This window comes from Candidatus Pelagibacter sp. HIMB1623 (assembly GCF_052047695.1).
In the GTDB taxonomy this organism is placed as follows: domain Bacteria; phylum Pseudomonadota; class Alphaproteobacteria; order Pelagibacterales; family Pelagibacteraceae; genus Pelagibacter.
The window spans coordinates 1-1,311 of the sequence record NZ_JBNAJN010000002.1 but is presented as its reverse complement, the minus strand read 5'-3'; the positions used below and the strand labels follow the sequence as shown (position 1 = coordinate 1,311).

3 protein-coding genes are annotated in these 1,311 nt (G+C 30.6%); all 3 read left to right on the top strand.

Annotation, left to right across the window (positions count from 1 at the left end):
* A partial coding sequence (locus ACTTBN_RS01285; RefSeq protein ID WP_440680627.1) for a c-type cytochrome occupies positions 1 to 381 on the top strand: 381 nt, incomplete at its 5' end.
* Positions 382 to 419: 38 nt separating this feature from the next.
* The gene (locus tag ACTTBN_RS01280; protein WP_440680626.1) at positions 420 to 929 is read left to right on the top strand and encodes a cupredoxin domain-containing protein; all 510 of its coding nucleotides are present in this window, start codon (positions 420 to 422) and stop codon (positions 927 to 929) included.
* Positions 930 to 950: 21 nt separating this feature from the next.
* A partial coding sequence (locus ACTTBN_RS01275) for a DUF4396 domain-containing protein (RefSeq protein WP_440680628.1) occupies positions 951 to 1,311 on the top strand: 361 nt, incomplete at its 3' end.

Sequence of the window (1,311 nt, the reverse complement as noted above, 5' to 3'; positions counted from 1 at the left end):
GACTCTAGTTTTGCTAGCAATCATTACCCTATAACAACAGAGTCTAAAATTATGATTGAAAGAGGTAAAATTTTATATGAACAGAATTGTGCTTCATGTCATATGATTAACTTATCTGGAGCAAAGAATTGGAAAGGTGTAGATGAGGATGGTCACAGAAAAGCCCCACCTTTAAATGGCACAGGTCACACTTGGCACCATGATGACAAAACACTACATGCTATTATAAAATATGGTCTTGGAAAATTAGTTAAAAATTATGAAGGAAAAATGATGGGCTTTGGAGACAAATTGTCTGATAAAGAAATTGATAGTGTTTTGGCTTATATCAAATCTTTTTGGTCAAAAGAGTACTATGAATATCAATTAAAACTTAATTAACATATTGAATTTTAATATAAAATTCCTAAGTCTAACGAATGATTAAACATTTATTTATTATTACAATTTCTATAATTCTATCAATCTCAACTGCATTTGCTGATAAGAGCATGATGATTGGTAAAAAAGGCAAACAAGAGGACGTCACTAGAGTTATCAAAGTATTGATGTATGATAATTATTTTGAACCTAGCTCTTTTCAAGTTCAATCAGGTGAAACTATAAAGTTTGAAGTAGAAAATGTTGGTGAACTAGTTCATGAATTTAATATTGCAAACTCAAAGATGCATATTCAGCATCAATCTGAAATGCAAAAAATGGTTGAAATGGAAATTTTATTAGCTGATAGCATTGATAAAGATAAAATGAAAAAAATGTCAAAGATGGACAAATCAATGGCACATAGTCATGCTAATAGTGTTTTATTGGAGCCCAAAGGTAGTAAAGATTTGATATGGAAATTTGAAAATGCTTCTAATGTAGAAATTGCATGCAATGTACCAGGTCACTATGAAGTCGGTATGATAGCTAAGGTAGCTATAAATTAAAATTTAAAGTTGGAAAAAACTATATCATTTAACTGGTCTTGCAATCACACTTGGAAACGAAGTGCAATAAATACTGCGTGGTGTTTATTAGGTTGTGCAATAGGAGATTTTGGAACAATTTTATTTTTTCAAATAACAGGTATTCCATGGCCTGTTTTAGCCATTATGACTTTAGCAATTATTAATGGCTTAATCACAAGTATTATTTTGGAAACTATTATATTGATAAGACAAAATTTCAAATTTAAAGATGCTTTAAAAACTGCCTTAGGGATGAGTTTTATCTCAATGGTCAGTATGGAAATTGCAATGAATTTAACAGACTATCTTTTAACAGGTGGAGCCATGTTAACATGGTGGGCTGTTCCTATAATGCTAACAG

Bases quoted from the DNA above. Each gene is read 5' to 3' on its own strand.
- ACTTBN_RS01280 (WP_440680626.1), top strand. From the start codon at position 420: ATGATTAAACATTTATTTATTATTACAATTTCTATAATTCTATCAATC.